Annotated in this window: 15 protein-coding genes and 1 CRISPR repeat array; of the genes, 10 read left to right on the forward strand and 5 right to left on the reverse strand. The window is 41.7% G+C overall.

From position 1 onward, the window contains the following. The first annotated feature begins 188 nt into the window (after window positions 1-188). The 9 genes from cas7d to IQ246_RS04020 all read left to right on the forward strand — a co-directional run bounded on the left by cas7d (window position 189) and on the right by IQ246_RS04020 (window position 7629). Entirely contained in the window at window positions 189-1205 is a 1017-nt protein-coding gene (gene cas7d, locus IQ246_RS03980) for a type I-D CRISPR-associated protein Cas7/Csc2 (protein WP_194000306.1), read from the forward strand. After that, window positions 1205-1912, forward strand: a complete 708-nt coding sequence (gene cas5d / locus IQ246_RS03985; protein WP_194000308.1) for a type I-D CRISPR-associated protein Cas5/Csc1 — start codon at window positions 1205-1207, stop codon at window positions 1910-1912. Before cas7d ends, cas5d begins: the two co-directional genes overlap by 1 nt. A 20-nt stretch (window positions 1913-1932) precedes the next feature. Further along, window positions 1933-2553 (forward strand): 2OG-Fe(II) oxygenase, encoded by a 621-nt coding sequence (locus IQ246_RS03990; protein ID WP_194000310.1) that lies wholly within the window; start codon window positions 1933-1935, stop codon window positions 2551-2553. Then, entirely contained in the window at window positions 2543-3388 is an 846-nt protein-coding gene (gene cas6, locus IQ246_RS03995) for a CRISPR-associated endoribonuclease Cas6 (protein ID WP_194000312.1), read from the forward strand. The genes IQ246_RS03990 and cas6 overlap by 11 nt, the downstream gene beginning before the upstream one ends. Window positions 3389-3419: 31 nt before the next feature. Beyond that, window positions 3420-4013, forward strand: a complete 594-nt coding sequence (gene cas4 / locus IQ246_RS04000; protein ID WP_194000314.1) for a CRISPR-associated protein Cas4 — start codon at window positions 3420-3422, stop codon at window positions 4011-4013. Window positions 4014-4023: 10 nt separating this feature from the next. Next, window positions 4024-5028: a type I-D CRISPR-associated endonuclease Cas1d gene (cas1d, locus tag IQ246_RS04005; protein ID WP_194000316.1), complete on the forward strand. Its 1005-nt coding sequence runs from the start codon at window positions 4024-4026 to the stop codon at window positions 5026-5028. 36 nt (window positions 5029-5064) lie between these two features. Continuing rightward, entirely contained in the window at window positions 5065-5352 is a 288-nt protein-coding gene (gene cas2, locus IQ246_RS04010) for a CRISPR-associated endonuclease Cas2 (protein ID WP_194000318.1), read from the forward strand. A 267-nt stretch (window positions 5353-5619) separates the two neighbouring features. Next, window positions 5620-6452: a CRISPR direct-repeat array (repeat unit 37 nt; unit sequence GTTCCAACTAATCAAAATCCCTATTAGGGATTGAAAC). 60 nt (window positions 6453-6512) lie between these two features. Further along, window positions 6513-7136 carry a Uma2 family endonuclease gene (locus IQ246_RS04015; RefSeq protein ID WP_194000320.1) on the forward strand — a complete coding sequence of 208 codons (624 nt, stop codon included), beginning with the start codon at window positions 6513-6515 and terminating at the stop codon, window positions 7134-7136. 124 nt (window positions 7137-7260) lie between these two features. Beyond that, window positions 7261-7629, forward strand: a complete 369-nt coding sequence (locus tag IQ246_RS04020) for a Dethiobiotin synthetase (protein WP_194000322.1) — start codon at window positions 7261-7263, stop codon at window positions 7627-7629. A gap of 51 nt (window positions 7630-7680) precedes the next feature. Here IQ246_RS04020 and IQ246_RS04025 read toward each other — a convergent pair whose 3' ends face one another. Next, complete coding sequence (locus IQ246_RS04025) at window positions 7681-8292, reverse strand: hypothetical protein (protein ID WP_194000324.1); 612 nt, start codon at window positions 8290-8292, stop codon at window positions 7681-7683. 413 nt (window positions 8293-8705) lie between these two features. Further along, the gene (locus IQ246_RS04030; RefSeq protein WP_194000326.1) at window positions 8706-9812 is read right to left on the reverse strand and encodes an RNA-guided endonuclease TnpB family protein; all 1107 of its coding nucleotides are present in this window, start codon (window positions 9810-9812) and stop codon (window positions 8706-8708) included. 34 nt (window positions 9813-9846) lie between these two features. On the opposite strand from IQ246_RS04030, the gene tnpA reads away from it, so the two are divergent. Beyond that, window positions 9847-10152 carry an IS200/IS605 family transposase gene (tnpA, locus tag IQ246_RS04035; RefSeq protein ID WP_339379131.1) on the forward strand — a complete coding sequence of 102 codons (306 nt, stop codon included), beginning with the start codon at window positions 9847-9849 and terminating at the stop codon, window positions 10150-10152. A gap of 215 nt (window positions 10153-10367) precedes the next feature. On the opposite strand, the gene ftsY is transcribed toward tnpA, so the two are convergent. The 3 genes from ftsY to IQ246_RS04050 form a co-directional block, all read right to left on the reverse strand. Next, window positions 10368-12017 carry a signal recognition particle-docking protein FtsY gene (ftsY, locus tag IQ246_RS04040; RefSeq protein WP_194000328.1) on the reverse strand — a complete coding sequence of 550 codons (1650 nt, stop codon included), beginning with the start codon at window positions 12015-12017 and terminating at the stop codon, window positions 10368-10370. Between the two features lie 264 nt (window positions 12018-12281). Beyond that, on the reverse strand, window positions 12282-12923 hold the full coding sequence (nusB, locus tag IQ246_RS04045) for a transcription antitermination factor NusB (RefSeq protein WP_194000347.1): 642 nt from the start codon (window positions 12921-12923) through the stop codon (window positions 12282-12284). 104 nt (window positions 12924-13027) lie between these two features. Beyond that, on the reverse strand, window positions 13028-13792 hold the full coding sequence (locus IQ246_RS04050) for a DUF502 domain-containing protein (RefSeq protein WP_194000349.1): 765 nt from the start codon (window positions 13790-13792) through the stop codon (window positions 13028-13030). Window positions 13793-14243 lie beyond the last annotated feature (451 nt).

Genomic DNA, 14243 nt, shown 5'->3' on the forward strand with positions numbered 1-14243 from the left:
TAGAGCCAGGGCGACTATAAGTCGCGGCTACACAAACAAAGTCCGCCTATCGCGCTTGCGCTGCGCTACGCGCACCACGCGGACTAACAAAAAATGGGTGTTTTAACCCACGCAGGTGGGTTTCGCCTGTGTAGATGCGGTTTCTAACCGCCGATTTAACTTAAATAACCTCATTTTGGACATAATTCATGGCAATTCTAAAAACTGTTGAATCTAAATTTTTTCAAACTGAAATTCCTTACAAACCAATGGGTAAATATGTTCATTTTTTGACCATTCGCATTACTGAATCTTATCCTCTATTTCAGACAGATGCAGAACTTAATAAAGCACGGGTAAGAGCAGGAGTAAAAGACAAAACCACAATTAGCCGTTTGTCAATGTTCAAGCGCAAACAATCTACACCAGAGCGTTTAGTCGGTCGGGAATTGTTACGTAATTATGGCTTGATGACGGCTAAAGAATGCGAATACAATGTGAATTTTGCAATGGATAATCCTGATTGCATCATTTACGGTTTTGCTATTGGTGACTCTGGTTCTGAAAAATCGAAAGTTGTGGTAGATACGGCATTTTCAATTACTGCTTTTGATGAATCACACGAAACATTCACCCTCAATGCTCCTTATGAAAATGGCACAATGGCTTCTAAGGGTGAAAATGGTTCTAAACCTGGTGAAGTTACTAGTAGAATTAATCAACAAGACCATATTAAACCGCAAGTTTTCTTTCCTAGTATTGTCACCTTGAAAGACCCTACTGAGGCTAGTTTTCTTTACGTTTTTAATAATATTCTGCGAACTCGTCATTATGGAGCGCAAACAACCCGTACAGGTCGTGTCAGAAATGAGTTAATTGGCGTTGTATTTGCGGATGGAGAAATTACTAGTAACCTGCGTTGGACTCAAGCAATATATGACCAAATGAAATCTGATAATACTTTAAATGCTCCCGATCCGTTAGACGAAGATGATGTAATTACTGCTGCTAAAAATGCGATTGAGGCGTTAATGGCTGATGAGTTTATTGTTCATACAGATTTTATTGGTGATGCTTTTGTATCCTTAATTAATGAAGTCAAGACTTTAACAGGAAGCGAAAAAGGAATTCAGACAATTTTACAAAAGGCTGATGCAGAAGCTAAAGATTATGCCAAGAAGCATATTAGTAAGAAGAAAACGGCTGCTAAAGCGGAGAAAGAGTAATGGCTATTATCTATCGCTGTCAAATAGAACTACATGACAGCCTCTATTATGCAACTCGTGAAATCGGACGCTTGTATGAAACAGAGGCAATAATTCATAATTACGCTCTCTGTTATGCACTCTTGTTAGTTGATAGCCAAATCTACTCTACTACCGTTGCTGAAGAACATTCTTATCGCTATTTTTGTCCCGAACAAGTACCAAAATATGAGGAGCATTTAACGCCACTCAATCAACAGGAAATTTATGTAACTCCGGCGCGATCGCTCAATCATTCTTCTATCCTCAATACCTGGAAGTATGCTAACAACAACTACCACGTTGAAATGGAGAAAACACAGAAGAATATCCCTAGTTTTGGCAGAGCGAAGGAAATAGCAGCAGAAAGTATATTTGAGTTTTTTGTCATCTCCCAAAAAGAACTCAAACTACCAAAGTGGATTCGTTTGGGTAAATGGATGAGTAAGGCTGAAGTAACAGTTGAACAATTACCGAAACCTAAAATTTCTGAAGGTATATTCAATTGTACACATCCATTAAATCCTTTAGATGTGATGTTCACCAATCAAGTGATTAGCTATGATGTTGTGAATATGCCTCCAGTTAGCTTAATTCAGAATGTCCAAATGCGAGGACAATACTATCAATTTGATGGCATTCAAAATTTAAGAATTCCAGTTATGATGAAATATCGCTTTCGGAATTAATTATTTTCCTCACATCCACTGTGAAGCACTATCAACAACAACCCAACGCCTTCCACAACGATTACCTAAACAACTTGTGGGGAGAAATCCAAGCTTGTTCTTATTTTGCTATCAACAACCTCAACCGCGATTTTGTCGCCACCAAAGGATTTTCTGTAGTGTTTCAGCGTTCTGGATTACCACAAGTAGAACAGCAGTTTCCCTACTTCAAACCTTACCTCGATTTGGCTCTCCAGCCTAGCTGTAATGCTTTTTACCTCAATCCTTTACAGCTAAAAGAAGGCTCCCGCGTCGATCCGCATATTGATCGCTCCTTGCGTTCCTATTGCAAAACCATTGAACCACCTGCGGTTGTCAGTGTCCTTTATGTGCGCGTACCAGCAGATATGGAAGGGGGAGAACTGGTATTGCGATCGCACAAACGTCAACTTGGGCAAATTAAGCCCCAAATCAATACTTTACTTTATTTTCAAGGTGATTTAACTCATTCTGTCAATGCAGTCAAAACTCCAGGAAATCGCTTGAGTTTAGTTTGTGAACAGTATAGTTTGAGTGAGGTTGAACTCCAGGAAATTCCAGAGTTTACTGTCGAGTCCAGAAGCACTCAATCTACAACCAAAAAGAGAAAGTATGCCTCATAGTCTTGTTCTTAACTTGCTACCTCAATCGCTTATTCCACCACAGTTTCTTACTGGTAGACATCTGCACGCTCTATTTTTAACCCTTGTTAGTTCTGTAGATAAAGAACTAGGCGATCGCTTACATGATTCTACCGCAGATAAGGCTTTTACCCTCTCTCCCTTGCAAATTATTAATACAAACTCTCCCCTTTTGAAAGGGAGTAAAAGAGGAGCTAAATTGCAGTGGGAACACCAACAACCCATCCCCGCCGGAACACCTTGTTGGTGGCGCATTTCTTTATTAGATGATACTTTATTTAGCAAACTTACTCAACTGTGGTTAAATCTTAATCCCAGTCACCCTTGGCATCTTGGCCCGGCTGATTTATATATTACCAGCATTCAAGGCACATTCCAATCTATTCAACCTTGGGCAAATGCTAGCACCTATGCTCAATTGTACGAGGAAGCTAGCGATAGCCATCGCACTATTCACTTGAACTTCTGTACACCTACCGCCTTCCGTCAAGGACAGTATGATACTACCCTTCCTACCAGAGAATCTGTGTTTAATTCCCTACTTTCGCGATGGAATAAATACAGTGGTATAGAATTTCCTCAGATTGCGATCGAGTCAATATTTCCCTCATTTGTCAATATTCACACAGAAATTTTAGCTGATTCTCGCAGCAAATTTATTGGCATTATTGGCGAAGTTACTTATAAGATTTTAGGGACAGTTGAACTAATACAAATTAAGCAGATCAACGCTTTAGCTGACTTTGCTTTATATAGCGGTGTCGGAAGAAAAACAACTATGGGAATGGGAATGACGCGGCGGCTGTATTCTCCCTAATTTCAATAATCATTTAAAAACCACCTCAGTTATGAACCAAACCGAATATATTCCTATTGCGGCATTAAACCAGTACGCCTATTGTCCACATCGGTGCTGGCGGATGTTTTGTGCAGGGGAATTTGTCGATAATCAATACACAATTGAAGGTACAACTTTACACGATCGCGTCCACACTACAGGCGACGGACAGCGAGGAGAAACTTGGCAAATTCGGGCGATTTGGTTAAAGTCTGAGCAATATAAATTAATCGGAAAATCTGACTTAATTGAAGCGGAATCTGGCCAGATTTATCCAGTGGAATACAAACGGGGACGCAAAGGCGAATGGGATAACGATGAATTGCAAGTCTGCGCTCAAGCTTTATGTTTGGAAGAGATGACAGAGCAAAATATTCCTACTGGATATATCTATTATGCTCACTCTCATCAACGTCAATTAGTAGAGATTAATGCAGAGTTGCGGCAAAGTGCGATCGCTACAATTCAATCTGTAACAAATATCCTCGAAACAGGGATAATGCCAAAACCAGTTTACAGCAAATGCTGCACTGGATGTAGTTTATATTCGCAATGTTTGCCGAAAGCCACTGAAAAATTAGAGCGCTATCAAGAAGCTAATTAAGGATGAAATTATGGGAACAGTTTACGTGACACAAACCGATGCCTTTATCGGCAAAGTTGACGAACGCCTTACTATAAAAGCTGACAAAAAAACTATCTTAGATGTGCCCTTAATTAAGGTCGATGGAATTGTAGTGCTGGGTAGGGCTACCGTTTCTCCAGCCGTCCTTGATGAACTTTTAAAACGCCACATTTGTTTAAGTTTTCTCACACAAAATGGAAAATATTTAGGGCGTTTAGAACCAGAAGTTACCAAAAATATCTTTGTTCGTAAAGCCCAATGGCAAGCAATAGGAGAATCACAATCAGCAATACATTTAGTTAGAGGTTTTGTCCGGGGTAAATTGAAAAATTACCGCCATACTTTACTTCGTACTCAGCGAGAATATCCTCATCTTTCTCTGAATAACAATATCACTCGATTGGAACACGCGATCGCACCAATCGAAAAAACTAACAGTATTGATTCCCTCAGAGGCTTAGAAGGTGCTGGTAGTGCAGCCTATTTTGGTTGCTTTCAACAGCTAATCAAAACCCCAGAATTCCAATTTGAAGCCAGAAACCGCCGCCCACCAACCGATCCAGTTAATGCCCTACTGAGTTTTGGGTATTCATTGTTACGTCATGACGTGCAAAGTGCTTTAAATATTGTTGGTTTCGATCCTTATCTAGGATACTTACACGTCGAGCGTTATGGTAGACCTTCCCTAGCCTTGGACTTAATGGAGGAATTTCGCCCCTTGATAGTCGATGCTGTAGTGCTGTCACTAATTAATAAGCGATCGCTCACCCTAGCCGATTTTACCACCGAACCCCTCAGTGGTGCTGTGTCTTTAACCAAAGAAGGACTGCATACATTTCTTCGCGCCTACGAACAAAAAAAACAGTCAAACTTTAAACATCCAGTTATGGAACACAAATGCACTTACCAAGAAGCCTTTGAAATTCAAGCGAGGTTATTAGGTAAATATCTGATGAATGAAATTGATAAATATCCGCCCTTAGTTCTCAAGTAATTGGTTATTTGTCATTGGTCATTTGCTTCCCCCGCCATGTATATTGTTGTCAGCTACGACATTCCAGAAGATAAGCGTCGTACAAAAATCCATTCTGTTCTCAAATCTTATGGTCAGTGGATGCAACTGAGTGTGTTTGAGTGCGATTTGACCCCTACCCAATATGCTAAACTGCGATCGCGTTTAGCCAAATTGATTAAACCTGACACTGACAGCGTTCGTTTTTACTTTCTTTGTGGCTGTTGTCAGGGGAAAATCGAACGCATTGGCGGAGAACAGCCACGAGACGAAACAATTTTCTTTGCTGAATCCCCTTCTAGTTAGGTTTCTGTATGTTAAATGCGCGGGAGAGTAGGTGTACAAATTCCACAGCCTAAAAAAAGTCCTTCTATCTCAACTCCAGCAAGGATTCCAGCCCACCATTAGCCTAACTTCATCCGCGCAGCCCCTGAAATGCTTACAAAAAAAGGGTTTCAGCCTTCACACTTTCCCCAATCTCTTCCCAAACAACTTTTCTAATGCTATGATTGGTCTTGAATCGCGCAACCGCACCTTGAAAACTAAATATACCTTGGCTTTGAGGCTCCCGCCGTTCCAACTAATCAAAATCCCTATTAGGGATTGAAACTTGGCTCTTGCTTTAATTACTTACTTTATTCATCGAGTTCCAACTAATCAAAATCCCTATTAGGGATTGAAACAGTCTAGAAAAGTAATAATCACGAGGCAAAAAGCTTACAGTTCCAACTAATCAAAATCCCTATTAGGGATTGAAACAAAAATCTTGTTTTAGCTGGTAATTGGCGTTTTGGTTCCAACTAATCAAAATCCCTATTAGGGATTGAAACCTAACAATTGAATCTTGAACTTTAACTGATTTATCGTTCCAACTAATCAAAATCCCTATTAGGGATTGAAACCCGGGCCTCTAACTACTCCTACCCCAAGTCCTGAGGTTCCAACTAATCAAAATCCCTATTAGGGATTGAAACTTTAACTTTGACATTAATATTTTGGAATTATACAGTTCCAACTAATCAAAATCCCTATTAGGGATTGAAACAAGGCAGTTGCAAAAGTCGCTATAGGTGCAAACATGTTCCAACTAATCAAAATCCCTATTAGGGATTGAAACAAAGACAGGGAACAAAGCTTTTATGTCGTTAATAGAGTTCCAACTAATCAAAATCCCTATTAGGGATTGAAACATTGTGATTCCGAGCGCTAATGTTGACAATCCTATTGTTCCAACTAATCAAAATCCCTATTAGGGATTGAAACTTCACCTGTTACAGTCTCTACTGTAACTTCGACTTCAGTTCCAACTAATCAAAATCCCTATTAGGGATTGAAACGTATATCTAAAAATGCCCTTGATTCTAGACAGGTTCCAACTAATCAAAATCCCTATTAGGGATTGAAACTGGTATTGGCGCTAAAATCAGTTTTATGGATGCAAGAGTGTAGGGTAGAGGCAAAAATAGATGGATACCGTAATTACACCAGAAAGAATCGAGTTGCCTCCTGGGGCTGTCTTGAAACTCTTAGGAAACTGGCAAGACTACCAAAGACTGCTCTTGCAATTAGGCGATCGCACCGTACCTCGCGTTAAATATCGACCAGGAGAGATTTTATTAATGGCTCCTTTGCCTGAGCATGGGAAAAAGACAAGTTTACTTGCACTGATAGTGATAACCTTGCTTGACCATTTAAACCGGGTGTACGACTCATTTACACCCATCACCATGAGCATGAGCGAAGCCAGCGGTGTTGAACCTGACTATTGTTTTTATATTGAAAATTGGCAGCAAGTTCAAGGCAAGAACCGCATTGACTGGCAAAACGATCCTCCGCCTGATTTGGCAATTGAAGTAGATGTTACTAGTTATACAGATATAAATGATTATTTACCTTATCGAGTGCCAGAGGTTTGGCTGCTAAAAAATAACCAATTATTAATTTATAGATTGCAGGGTAAAAATTATACAGTTACAGAAAGTAGCTACTTTCCTAACGTTTCAAAAATTGTGGAACAGTGTCTCCAAATTGCAAACGAGCAGACTATAAGTGAGGCAATTAGGTGGTTGAGAAACTTTTTAGCAAGCTGAATAAGAGCGATCGCCTTGGAGATGAGGGTATGATGATGTAGCGTTTTTAGCAGAATCCATGGCCGACACAATAGTAGCAGTCAATGGCATCCCTATATACCATAATCTGGGTTACGCTTGAGGAATGAACTACGAAACAGCCCGCAAAATCCTCATCGACCAAACGATCGCAACTGAGGAAAACCCAGATGCCCTGTTAACGCGTATGAAGCAGGGAAAACCTCCAGTACCCGGTCAGATTACCTCGATTTTGTTGGCGTTGAAAGTGGTATTTGAAGCCCTCAAAGATGCCCCCAGTCTAGACCGAGAACTGGCTTTATCCCTTTATCAGTTGGGTATTAAGGCTCAACAGCTATTTGTCGCTGGGCGTAAAGCTGGGATTGATTGGCCGCCACTGCTGAAGGAAGACTTACTGAGAATTTCGTTAGCATCTGAAAGTATCTTTTCTGGTACGTGGCAAACCCTAGCTCCTGTGGAGTTGGGAAGGCTTTAGGAAGTACGAAAGATGAAATTTTCAAATCTTCAGGTTTCATGCTTCATCCTATTAACGAGTTTGCAGTTCTGCTTGCAACTTGTCTAAATCAGTTTTAAGTAAAATCGTCATCTGACCGGTGAAAGCTTTACCTACTTTGGGTTGGGCAACTTCCACCCAGTAGACGTAGCGATCGCCTACTCGCAATTCTCCCTGTAAAGCTTCTCTGATGGGAGTTTTGGCATGACGCGCCGAGTTAATTGTACTCTGGTTGGGATATTGATACACGATTTGAGCGCGATCGTAGTCTTGATAAACATCCAAACTATAAATCACCCGCAAAGATTCTTGCAGACGTCCAAATGACATGCCGTTAATGGCATCATACATAGTAATCCGCTCAGTACGAATTCTGCCACGATCTTGCGTAAACGCCACTTTTCCGGGAGGCAATACCGATGCGAGAAAAGTGAATCTCTGAGCGGCTGTATCACTCTTTTGGATAAACAATCGTTCACCAATGCCAGGACGAAGTGTAGGATGTGCTTTAATCCACGTACTCACTTCCTCTGTACTTTGACCTGGTAAAGCATTAGCTTTAGAATCAACAAGCGTTCCCACCCACAACCAGGGAACTAAAGAAAAAGGTAATATCAATAATTTAAACAGAGATTTTTTGAGCATTTTCCGATTCGGGATTTACATGACAACTCCCCATCAGGGAGTAACTATAGCAGGACTTACGCAAGTGTCATATTTTTAACGCCAGAGATTGTCCAGAGTCAAAGGTCAAAAGTCCAAGAAACCTTGATTCTTGACCCTTGACCCTTGACCCTTGACTCTTGACTCTTATACCAGAAGCTTTGTGTGCCAGTTGCGTAAGTCCTATCTATATAGTTTTCCCGTTTTTCAAGAAGATTACTCCGCTTCATATACAAAAGCTCTAGAATTCAGAAATGGTAAAATTTTTCGGAGATTAAAAACCTCCATTTAGGGCATAACAAAAATAGCATTGGTCTAGAATTTTAGCAAAAGTCACTCCCAAATTGCGGCAAACTAGTCAACTGCCCCACCCACTCTTGGGATGGGGCTTGTAACTAGGAAACAGAATTTCCTGAAACGCATGGGGTATTGACTGACCCCTGCTCCTCCGTCCCTTGGGTAGAGGAGAGAATATAATCATCGCGGACATTTCTAGAAGCATTAAGATCCGCGTGAGTCTGATGTCCACAATTCCTGCAATGGAATTTAGACTTATGGCGATTTGTTCTCTTAATATGCTTACAAACATTGCATTTTTGGGAAGTGTACCGAGGGTCTTGATGCACTACTCGTTTCCCCAAAGCTTCCGCCTTGTAAGCCAAGAACTGCTCTTGTTGATAGAACGCCCAACTACCCAACCACTTATTCATTTTCTTGCCCCGTCGCTGGGTGCGAATACTCGACAAATCCTCAAGCACAAAAACCGCTACTCCTGGTTGGTTAGCTAGCTTTTTACTTACACAATGGTTCGTATCCGACATGAACCGCTTCTCGCGTCCAGACATCGATTTTAAGCGACGTTTAGAACTACGAGTGCCTTTTTGTTGGAGTTTACGACGATTGAATAAGTAACGTCTTTGAGTATTTCTAATTTGGGAACTGGAGAAAAATTGACCATCAGAAGTTACTGCTTGATGGTAAAGTCCTCGGTCAATCCCTTGAATAGTCCCACTAATTTCTTGAGGGTTATCTGACTCAAAAACCAGTCGTACCCAAAACTGTTTAGAGTGTTTTGAATAAGTCAAAGTTGCACCGCAAAATTCCCAATTCTCAAAAACTTGTTTGAAATAATCAGGAATATCTAAGATTAATTTAACTCGCTTACCAATACACGACAAGGTTAATTGATAACCGCGCAGTGTCATTGTGCGCTTGTCATACCTCAATCCCGATGTTGGTTTTTTTCTGGGAACACGTTTAAATTTAGTGGCTTTGATTGCCTCTAAAGCATTGTCCCTTACTGTCTGTAGTAAAGCAGAAGGCACACTCGGATACTGTAGCCGTAGTATGGCGTACAAATCTTTGTGTGCCTTGTTTTTGTTAAACGTTTTGTTCTCTATTGCCCAGTCAATATGTGCATTAAATATTGATGCACACTGATTCATCAGATTTAAAAATCTTTCGTCAGGTAATTTGACTGGGATAGAGACGGTTCGCTTCATTTAAAAAAATCTCAAATATGACAATATTCCACAAATAGAGCTAAAACGAATTCTTGGTGAAACCTGCCAAACCTACGGATGGACACTTCACGCGATTGAGATAATGCCCGACCATGTTCATGTGTTCGTGCAGGCAGACCACACGACAGCACCAGTAGAAATTGCCAAAACAATGAAATCAATCTCTGCTGTGCATATATTCAGCACGTTTAAGGATTTGAAAAAGCGTAGGTTTTGGGGTTCTGGACTGTGGAGCGATGGAACGTTTTACTCGTCTGTTGGTGGTGCGTCAGAGGAGGCAGTTAAACAATATATTGCAACTCAGAAGCAACGGGGATAGTGTTAAATTAGGGGGCATCGAACCCCCTAATTTAACCGTGCTTACATCCTCACCCACAAGGGGATGAGGTTTTACGCACGATCCATAAAATTAGGACTTAGGCTGTTTCCAGTATTTTGTTTGTAGTTGATCCAAGTGATAATGCCAGATCAGTAAGCCCTAAATTTATGAGTTTGTAAAGAGAAAATTTTAACTACAATTTTTCAACTAGCGACTTAACCACTCAATAGCGCTTCGACAAACTCGTAGCTGGAAAAGGGGCGCAGGTCTTCAATGCCTTCGCCAGCACCAATGAAGCGAATGGGTAAACCCAATTGCTTGACAACAGCAAGGGCGACACCTCCTTTGGCAGTACCATCCAGCTTGGTTAATACAACGCCACTGAGTTGAGCCGCTTGGGAGAAGACTTCGGCTTGTCGCAATCCATTTTGCCCTAAAGTGGCATCTAGAACCAATAGTGATTCAACTTTGGCATTTGGGGCTTTTTTATCGATAATTCGACGGATTTTACTAAGTTCATCCATTAAATTTTTCTTGTTTTGCAGTCGCCCAGCAGTATCTACTAAAAGTAATTCCGTTTGCCGTGCTTGTGCAGCAGCGATCGCATCAAACACCACTGCCGCCGGATCTGTATTTTTTCCAGGATTAGCAATTACTTCCACGCCACTTCTAGTACCCCAAACCTTCACCTGTTCCACAGCAGCAGCGCGGAAGGTATCTGCTGCCCCAATCAAGCATTTATAGCCAGATTTCTGAGCTAGGTGGGAAATTTTGCCGATGGTAGTGGTTTTCCCAGCACCATTTACCCCGGTGATTAACCAAATATTCAGGGTGTCTTTTTCTGGGGTAAAGCTAGATTTGTGGGATGTTTTGTTCGGTGCATCCAGCATATCCCGCAAGATTTTTTTTAGGTAAGCGATCGCCTCTTCTGGTGGGGTGATTTCTTCTCGCAATTTTTTCTGTAAAGCGTTGATAATAAAGTCTGTCGCCTCTACACCGACATCAGCTTGCAAGAGCAATGCCTCAATTTCCGTCACAGCCGCTTGGTTGAGCGGCCCTTGCCCAACAATTGCCTTCAGTTGGTTAAGGATGTTACGACGAGTTTTGTCTAACCCTTGCCGGAGCTTTTTCAGCCAGGTAATTTCTTCAATCGAAACATCTTCAGGACGCCTACCTTGAGCTGCCAAGACTTCCGCTGACCACACAAACCCTTCATCAAATATCAGTCCGGGAATTTCCTCTGTTGTATCTGGTGTAGTTGCAGCTACTGGTTGAACTACTTCTGGTTCTGGGACTTCAATGGCGCTAGCTATTAATCGTTCTTGTCTGGCTTGTCGTTCTGCTGCGGCTCGTTCTAAGAAGGATAAGGTTGCTGGCGTGGTTATTGGTTCAGCTTCACTTGCAGTTACTGGACTAGAAATATCTAGCTCATTGGAATTTGCTGCACTTTCTTCATTGATGCCAGCAGGTTCCTCAGTAGTTGTTTGAGCAAGCTCAACAACTGCTGCTTCTGGTTGTGAAGTTTCTTCAGTAGTGGCAGTTTCTAAGGTTGTGCTAGCAGGTTCCGCAGTTGCTTCTTGTACAGTTTCAGCGGTTTCAGGCTGTTCTACTGAGGCTTGGGCATCTGCTGAATCCGGCGGAGTTTCTTCTGCCTGGGATTGTTGTTTCTGCTGAATATTTTTGTAAGCAGCTTTAGCAAATGTCAACAAATCTGTTCCTGTATCTTGTGCAGTTTCTGCCGTTGGCGTTGACGTTTCGACTGGCTCTGTTTGGGGTTCTTTTACAGTAGGAGTTTCTTCCTGTTTCTGCTCAGAGGGAGTTTTAGAGGAATCGTTATGTTGACGACGGAACCAATTGAAAACCATTGCAATACTACTAGTTGTTATGTGAGTTATGAGTTATAAGTTATGAGTTTAATTTAACTATGCACTCTTTCCTGGAGTGAAAACCCCCAGGTTATCCTCACTTCTCAACGCCATTTTGACAGGAGTCGCTACAACGGGCAGAATCTTCGGAAGTTCTGAGAGTCAAAAGCGGATGCTCAGACTTCCTCTGTTTGGACGCAACTGCTTCCTCACTCTGAACTAAAAGTTTAGTACTTATGCAGCTGAGGAAGTGAGGTGGAAACACTATGCGGTTTTTTTCTGGTCTGTGACTCGGCGCAAAACGCCGTTAATAAACCGATGGCCTTCGTCTCCACTGTAGCGTTTAGCTAGTTCCACTGCTTCATTGATGGCAATGCTGTCTGGAACTCCTAAGAACTTCATTTCTGCTACAGCGATTTGTAGGATATCTCGGTCGATTTGGGCAAGGCGAGTTACCTGCCAATCGACTAAAGCAGTAGAAATGAGTTCATCTATAATATTTCGATTTTCGTTGACTGCAATGACAATATCTTTGGCGTAATTACGGACTCCCTTGTCCTGATTAGCTAACTGAATCAATTCTGGGAAATCAATTGCTGTACCTAGCTGATTGATTGCTATTTGGGTATGTGCGATCGCTTCTTGGAGCATTGTTCTGGCAGTGTTGATGTCTGAGGCCCGAGTTTGGCTACTTAAGAGGCGATCATTACTGCGTTGCAATTCACCTGCGGCATTATCCAGGGTATCTTGCACTTCTGATGTCAGGGTGCGTACTGCTCCTAGTACCAACTTGGATACTAGTTGATCATCTTGCAATTGATCCAATTTCTTGGGGTTTACTGGCAGTTGGCTGAGGCTTAAAAGCGCCAATTCACGAGCAATTTGCTGAGGTTTACGAGGTTGCATAAAAATGAGGGGTGATTGGGCGAGAATTGATTAACCAGGAGGAACGGACTTAAAAGTGTATCAATTAACGTTATCCAATTGCTTGTGACTTTGCCTGATTGATTTTAAGTTTCCTCAACGGGGATAACTGACTGCTTTGTTTCGTCGTGTTTCACTTCCAATTTGGAATCTTGGGGGAAAACCAGGGGTGTATTGGGGGCGACAATGCCACCAGATACAATTATTTTAAAGGCGTCTTCAATCGACATTGAGAGATTCACCGCCTCGTCCTCAGGAACTACTGCATACCATCCAGTGGTAGGGTTTGGGGTGGTGGGGATAAAAACACTTAGCATGGGGCGAGACATCTGGGTTTGAATGTCACTGCTGATTGCGCTAGTCACAAAAGCGATCGCCCAAATTCCTCGTCTGGGATACTCTACCAAAATTACACGACGAAACTTGCCATTTGAGTCTTTTAGTATTGTTTCCAAAAGCTGTTTGAGAGTTTTATATACCTGTCCGGCTAAGGGAATAGCTTGTAGTACGCGTTCACCAAAATCGAGCAACCAACGCCCAGCAATATTCCGAGCCATTAAACCAATTAATAGAATACTCAGTAGTGGTACAGCTAGTCCCACCAAAAGATTCAGTATATTTACTAATATAGGGTTCAACCCATCAAAGGGATTCAGTTGTTTGGGAATTTGAGTGAGAAAGTTGATTACCCAAGTAGCAATTGTAATCGTTAGCCAGATGGTGGTTGCTAGCGGAATAACTACCAACAAACCAGCAATCAGGTCACTTTTTAAGTCCTGTTTTAGGCGTTCGATTACCAAGCCCTGATTCTCCTTGTTTAGGCTAGAGGAACTTTTATGATTGGTATTCATACCAGCAGATTCGTTAAATTGCGAAGACTTTACTTCAGGCATTTTTTGCCAAAAGTAACTGTCCAAACAGCAAGCAGTTTGGCTGCTACCGCAGAAACACGTACTTGTTGCTGAAAATTAAATATTTTCATACAAGTGTGCATGATACATACCAACCAGATAGCAGGTGGTTAGTCTCAGAGGATGTTACTTTTCTTTGTAAGACTCGTAAATGATTGTTGCAAGTTTCTTAGGTATTACTAATCTACCGCGCTCAGCCAAAAGCTGCTCATGATTGTGAAAGCACCACCAGCAAAACTTAGAAGTTGTTTTGTCTAGTGGGTAACTCATCCATTGCTAGGAGCGGCTTTTCTGAAAAAGTTTTGTTAAAAATATTAATTTATTGAAAGCCACGGGAAACTCCATGCCCCATGCCCAATGCCCAATGCCCCATGTCCCATGCCCCATGCCC

Origin of the sequence: aff. Roholtiella sp. LEGE 12411, from assembly GCF_015206995.1 — a bacterium.
Lineage (GTDB): Bacteria > Cyanobacteriota > Cyanobacteriia > Cyanobacteriales > Nostocaceae > Komarekiella.

Excerpts from the sequence above, each read along its gene's own strand:
- cas4 (WP_194000314.1), top strand. The coding sequence starts at position 3,420 with ATGAACCAAACCGAATATATTCCTATTGCGGCATTAAACCAGTACGCC.
- cas1d (WP_194000316.1), top strand. The coding sequence starts at position 4,024 with ATGGGAACAGTTTACGTGACACAAACCGATGCCTTTATCGGCAAAGTT.
- IQ246_RS04015 (WP_194000320.1), top strand. The coding sequence starts at position 6,513 with ATGGATACCGTAATTACACCAGAAAGAATCGAGTTGCCTCCTGGGGCT.
- IQ246_RS04030 (WP_194000326.1), bottom strand. The coding sequence starts at position 9,812 with ATGAAGCGAACCGTCTCTATCCCAGTCAAATTACCTGACGAAAGATTT.
- cas5d (WP_194000308.1), top strand. The coding sequence starts at position 1,205 with ATGGCTATTATCTATCGCTGTCAAATAGAACTACATGACAGCCTCTAT.
- IQ246_RS04025 (WP_194000324.1), bottom strand. The coding sequence starts at position 8,292 with ATGCTCAAAAAATCTCTGTTTAAATTATTGATATTACCTTTTTCTTTA.
- ftsY (WP_194000328.1), bottom strand. The coding sequence starts at position 12,017 with ATGGTTTTCAATTGGTTCCGTCGTCAACATAACGATTCCTCTAAAACT.
- nusB (WP_194000347.1), bottom strand. The coding sequence starts at position 12,923 with ATGCAACCTCGTAAACCTCAGCAAATTGCTCGTGAATTGGCGCTTTTA.
- cas7d (WP_194000306.1), top strand. The coding sequence starts at position 189 with ATGGCAATTCTAAAAACTGTTGAATCTAAATTTTTTCAAACTGAAATT.
- IQ246_RS04020 (WP_194000322.1), top strand. The coding sequence starts at position 7,261 with ATGAACTACGAAACAGCCCGCAAAATCCTCATCGACCAAACGATCGCA.
- cas6 (WP_194000312.1), top strand. The coding sequence starts at position 2,543 with ATGCCTCATAGTCTTGTTCTTAACTTGCTACCTCAATCGCTTATTCCA.
- IQ246_RS04050 (WP_194000349.1), bottom strand. The coding sequence starts at position 13,792 with ATGAATACCAATCATAAAAGTTCCTCTAGCCTAAACAAGGAGAATCAG.
- cas2 (WP_194000318.1), top strand. The coding sequence starts at position 5,065 with ATGTATATTGTTGTCAGCTACGACATTCCAGAAGATAAGCGTCGTACA.